The sequence below is a fragment of the Roseomonas sp. E05 genome (assembly GCF_030063475.1).
Lineage (GTDB): Bacteria > Pseudomonadota > Alphaproteobacteria > Acetobacterales > Acetobacteraceae > Pseudoroseomonas.
This window is the reverse complement of the sequence record NZ_JASIRT010000071.1, coordinates 1-5449: the sequence shown is the minus strand read 5'-3', so window position 1 is coordinate 5449 and position 5449 is coordinate 1. Positions and strand designations below refer to the sequence as shown.

5 protein-coding genes are annotated in these 5449 nt (G+C 67.3%); 2 read left to right on the top strand and 3 right to left on the bottom strand.

The window, feature by feature from the left end:
• Positions 1 to 501 precede the first annotated feature (501 nt).
• Positions 502 to 702 (top strand): type II toxin-antitoxin system ParD family antitoxin, encoded by a 201-nt coding sequence (locus QMO56_RS26505; protein WP_283530615.1) that lies wholly within the window; start codon positions 502 to 504, stop codon positions 700 to 702.
• Complete coding sequence (locus QMO56_RS26500; RefSeq protein WP_283530613.1) at positions 699 to 3431, top strand: PAS domain-containing sensor histidine kinase; 2733 nt, start codon at positions 699 to 701, stop codon at positions 3429 to 3431. The genes QMO56_RS26505 and QMO56_RS26500 overlap by 4 nt, the downstream gene beginning before the upstream one ends.
• Positions 3432 to 3616: 185 nt before the next feature.
• On the opposite strand, the gene QMO56_RS26495 is transcribed toward QMO56_RS26500, so the two are convergent.
• Genes QMO56_RS26495 through QMO56_RS26485 form a run of 3 tightly spaced genes read right to left on the bottom strand, consistent with a single transcriptional unit; the run spans position 3617 to position 5342 of the window.
• Positions 3617 to 4807, bottom strand: coding sequence for a CsgG/HfaB family protein (locus QMO56_RS26495; protein WP_283530611.1), 1191 nt, complete (start codon positions 4805 to 4807; stop codon positions 3617 to 3619).
• Between the two features lies 1 nt (position 4808).
• A complete protein-coding gene (locus QMO56_RS26490) occupies positions 4809 to 4964 on the bottom strand; it encodes a hypothetical protein (RefSeq protein WP_283530610.1) in 156 nt (51 codons plus the stop codon).
• Between the two features lie 3 nt (positions 4965 to 4967).
• Positions 4968 to 5342 carry a hypothetical protein gene (locus QMO56_RS26485; protein WP_283530608.1) on the bottom strand — a complete coding sequence of 125 codons (375 nt, stop codon included), beginning with the start codon at positions 5340 to 5342 and terminating at the stop codon, positions 4968 to 4970.
• Between the last annotated feature and the right edge of the window lie 107 nt (positions 5343 to 5449).

Here is a 5449-nt window from a genome sequence, read left to right as displayed (position 1 = left end):
CTCGAAGGCCGACCGGGCACCGGCGCCCGCCAGCAACTGGTCCAGGACCGCGTCCGGGATCCGCGGCTCTTTCCGTCGGGCCATAGGGGGTCTCCTTCGTCCCTACTATGCCCCGCCCCGCACGGAATTCCTGACAGTCCCCCCCTATCCCTCCGCCCTGCTATCGTGGGAGCATGACGCGATGCGGCGAGGCCGGAGCGGAACTCCGCTTCCTGCTGGCTGCTCCCGTTCCTCATGCCGTAACAACGAGCTACTGGCCCGCTGCAGCCGCCTGCCGCGTCTGCTTTAACAGCAGTCACCAGGAGGGTGATGGCCTCCCCTCAATCATCTCAGCGCGCCTTTATGTTCGACGATGCAGGCAGAGGAGATCTTCCTGGCCAGATCCGGCCTCCATTGGCCATGAGCAGCGCCTCAGCCTGAGGGCTTTGCCACGCTTTCGAAACATGGGTTCAACGATTTGTGGGGTGACACCCTGGATGCACCCACCCTAGAGGCGGCGCCATGCCTGCCCACCACAGCCTGCACGTCGCCCTCACGCGCGAACTGTGTGACTTCGTTGCCCGTCTCGTCGCCTCGGGCCGCTACCAGAGTTCCAGCGAGGTCGTCCGCACGGCTCTTCGCCTGCTGGAACACGCCGAAGCCGAGCCGATCGTCAGCCGGGCCAGCGCCACCATCCTGCCTCCACCGAGCAATCCCCGATGACGTCGTATGACAAGGCGCCCCACCCGAGCCAGTTGAGCCCGGGTCGCCTCGCCGAGCTGGTTCTGGAAAGCGTGGCCGACTTCGCCATCCTGACCACCGACCTCGCCGGGATCATCACCTCCTGGAACAGCTCCGCCGAAGCCGCCATGGGTTGGCGGGCGGAGGAGGCCATCGGGCAGGACGCCTGCATGATCTTCACGCCGGAGGACCAGGCCAGCGGGGCGTGCGCGGAGGAGATGGCCATCGCGCGGCGCGATGGCCGAGCCGCCGACGAGCGCTGGCACCTGCGCAAGGATGGCAGCCGCTTCTGGGGCGCGGGCTCCATGACGCGGCTGGAGGACAGGGACACGGGTGCGCATATCGGCTACGTTAAGATCGTCCGGGACCGCACGGAGCAGCACGAGGCCGGGCAACGCCTCATCCGCAGTGAGGCGCGGTCCGGCACGATGCTCGGCATCAGGACCGTAGGCATCATCGTCTGGGGCCCTGGCTTCGGGCTGGTAGAGGTCAACGACGCCTTCCTGCGCATGACCGGCTTCACCCGCGAAGAGGCCATTGGCAAGACCTGGCAGGAACTGACCCCGCCGGAGTTCTTCCCGGCCTCGCTCAAGGCTGTTCACGAGGTCAACACGGTCGGCGAGGCCACGCCGTACGAGAAGCAGTACTACGGCAGGGACGGCAGGCGCTGGTGGGGTCTCTTCGCGCCCCGCCGCATCAACGACCGCGAAGTGGTCGAGTTCGTCCTGGATGTCACGGACCGCAAGCTGGCCGAGCAGGCGGCGCGGGAAAGCGACCAGCGCTTCCGGCAGCTGACGGAGCTCTCGCCCGCGCTGGTCTGGTTCAGCAACCCGGACGGCAAGCTGACCTACTTGAACCAGCACTATTACGACCTGACCGGCTACACGCCGGAGCAGGCGCTGGGCGATGGCTGGGCAACGGCGCTGCATCCGGACGACCTGCCGCGCGTCCAGGCGGCCTGGGCGGACGCCCGGGCGCGCGAGGTCGCCTACGAGACAGAGTTCCGCCTCCGGCGCCAGGATGGCAACTACCGCTGGTACAGCGCCCGTGCCACGGCACAGCGGGATGACGCCGGCCAGATCATAGGCTGGCTCGGCAGCAACGCCGACATCACGCCGATGAAGGAGGCCGAACAGGTCCTGCGTGCCTCGGCCGAGGAACTGGAACGGCAGGTCCAGGAGCGCACGCGGGACCGTGACCGCATGTGGCGGCTGTCCACCGACGTCATGCTGGTGGCCGACTTCCAGGCGCGGATCAAGGCGGTGAACCCGGCCTGGACATCCCTGTTCGGCTGGACGCCGGACGAGCTGGTCGGCGGCGGCTTCATGAGCTTGGTTCACCCGGACGACGTAGCATCCACCCTGGCCGAGGTGGGCAAGCTGGCCGACGGCCTGACTACCCTTCGCTTCGAGAACCGCTACCGACACAAGGACGGCAGCTACCGCTGGGTGTCCTGGACCGCGGTGCCGGATGAGCAGTTCATCCATGCCGTAGGGCGCGACATCCAGGCCGAGAAGGAGCAGGCCGAGGCGCTGCGACAGGCCGAGGACGCGCTACGGCAGAGCCAGAAGATGGAAGCCGTGGGCCAGCTGACCGGCGGCATCGCGCACGACTTCAACAACCTGCTGACCGGGATCACGGGGTCGCTCGAAATCCTGGGTACCCGCATCGTTCAGGGACGGCTAAGCGGCCTGGACCGCTACATCATAACGGCGCAGGGCGCCGCGAACCGGGCGGCGGGGCTGACCCACCGGCTGCTGGCCTTTGCACGGCAGCAAACCCTGGACGCGAAGCCGACGGATGCCAACAAGCTGATCCACGACATGGAAGACCTGATCCGGCGCACGGTGGGGCCGGAAATCGCCGTATCGACGGTGCTGGACCCGGATCTCTGGACGACGCGCTGCGATCCGAACCAGCTGGAAAGCGCGGTGCTGAACCTCTGCATCAACGCGCGCGACGCCATGCCGGACGGCGGACGGCTGACCATCGAGACCAACAACTCACGGATCGATGCGCACGGCGCCCGGGTGTGGGACATGCGGCCCGGGGAATACGTCGCCATCTGCGTGACCGACACCGGCACCGGCATGCCGCCCGAGGTGATCGCGCGCGCCTTCGACCCCTTCTTCACCACCAAGCCGCTGGGTCAGGGTACGGGCCTCGGCCTATCCATGATCTATGGTTTCACCCGGCAATCGGGCGGGCAGGTGCGGATTGCCTCGGAGGAAGGCCGGGGCACGACCATGCGCCTCTACCTGCCGCGGCATCGGGGAGACGCGGTCGCCGGGGAGGCACCCTCGCAACTGGCCGACGCGCCGCGCGCCGAGGCCGGGCAGACCGTGCTGGTGGTCGATGACGAGCCTTCGGTGCGCATGCTGATCACCGAGGTGCTGGAGGAACTGGGCTACGCCGCGGTGGAAGCCGCCGATGGCGCCTCGGGCCTGGCGGTGCTGCGGTCCGACGCCCGCATCGATCTGCTGGTGAGCGATGTCGGCCTGCCCGGCGGCATGAACGGGCGCCAGCTGGCCGATGCGGCGCGGCAGTTCCGCCCCGGCCTGAAGGTGCTGTTCATAACGGGCTACGCGGAACATGCGGTGTTCCAGAACGAACACCTCGAGCCGGGCATGCAGGTGCTCACCAAGCCCTTTGCCCTGGAGAAGCTCGCGGAGCGCATCAAGGCCATCATCAACACTAAACCTGAAGCGTAGGCTCTTTGCTCGGACAGGATAGGCACACCCGGTTGGGCGCTGGCCGTCTTCGATGTCCGCTTTGACGGGCCTCGGTTCGGAAGCTGCCGGTCCGCTTAAAAGCCTCTAACGAAAGCTGGGGAGCGGCGTTGAGGGGGCATGGCGAAGCCCCTTCAGCGCCGCTCAGCAGGTTCTGTTGGATGTTTTCAGTCAAACATGGAGGGCTCGGTCCGCGGCCCCGCCGCCCGCCTAGACGCAGCTGGTTGTGCGGCTGGCTGTACGACCGGTACCGGCCGGAGCACAACCTCGGCGCCTGGCGCAGGCATGCTCCCTTTTATAAGCCGCGCATAAGAGACTCGCGGATCGACGCGCTGCACCTCGACCACGCCGATCTCACGCTCCATCTGCCCAAGGCTTTCGCCGGTATAGGAGTCCTTCAGCTCATCCCCCAGTTGAAGCGCCCGGAAGCGCTGCCCGACTGTCACGGTCATGCCGCCCTGATTCAGGATGATCTCTCCAGGATCGTCCGCGCGGATCATCCGCATGGGATAGATGGTCTGGGTGATCTCCCGGCTGACGCGCGTCGCCATCTGCTCCAGGATCGCCCCAAGATTCCCGGAATTGCCCAGCGGCACACTGCCGGCCCAGCGAACCTGCCGCGTGGCGATCTCGATGACCTGGAAGTCCAGCGCGCCGCGAGCGGAGTTGCGTACCACCGTCTCGCCAGTCAGGGCGATGCTCTGTTCGGTGCGCGTGGTGCCGACCTGGCGCAGCCGGCCCGTGACGACATAATCGGCGCCCAGCACCTGGCCGATGCGCACACGCTCCGTCAAGGGCGCGCTGGTCACCAGCAGGGCCATCTCGCGGTCGTAGGCCTGGTTGGCATCGCGATCCAGCATGGCAAAGCGGCGCGACTGCGTGAGGTGCTGAACAAGCCTCTCGCGAAGCTGCCGCCCAAAAGCGGTTTCCCGGCCATTCTCGTCGCGCAGTTCGGAGACCACGAGGCGGCGACGGGTATCTCCGGTGGGCGCGGTGGGCTGGAACCGCTCCACCTCCACTTCCAGCCGTGCCAGGAACGGCCCTTCCACCTGCCGTTCCACCGACAGGATCCGGTAGCCACGGACAATTCCGCCTGTCTGCCGCTGGATTGCGGAGCTCATTGCTGCCGACAGTTCGGTCCGGCTGCCACTGTCATCGCTTCTTTGCGCCATGGCCTGGAGGGAAAGAGTTTCGGCATGCACCGAAACCCCCGTCACCTGTTCCACCGCGCTGATCAGGGCGCGTGACACGGCATCTTCCCGCGTCAAGGCGCTGCCTTCAGCCTCGATCGTCACCGGCGCCGCCAGCACCGGCACCGGCCCCAGCAACAGGGCGAGCAGGAGGAGATACCGGCGCATCTCAGAAATCCCGCACGCTCATGAGGTCGCGGCCGGAGCGGATGCCCGCCGGCCCCTGCGCCGAGCCGGTGCGCACCGGCTCCGTGGTCCGCTGCTCGCGATAGGCGCGGACATTGCCCTCGGCGGCGGCGGACCAGGCCCGTACGCAGCCGAGCAATTGCTACCCGGTGACCGGATGGCGCTGCGACCAGCTGGTCAGGGTGTGCAGCCCCGCCAGGCTCTTCACCTCGGCCCGGCGCCGCATCACCTGCAGCATGCCGTCGGTGACGGAGACGGTGCTCGGGCGCCGCTCGTCATAGCCATTGGCATGGCGCAACGCGACGTTCTCGATCTCGCGCCCGGTTTCGGTGGTCCGCTCATACTGGCCGCTGCCGGCAAGGAACTCGGCGATCTGCCGGTCTGCCGTGGCGCGGACCTGCTGGCCGGCCGCATCCAGCTCCATCTCGATGCGGTTGCGGTCATTGCCGCGGTAAGAAATGCCCCATTGGGCAAAGGAGACGATGACCGGCAGGCCGGCCGGATCGTAGTGGTGCATCTTTGACCCGCGAGGGGGAGGATGTCCTGTGGCAGGCGGTCTTCACGGTTCAGCCCGAACGACGCCGCGTGTTCGAGCCGAGCTCAAAGCGTCGCAAGAGGGCACCC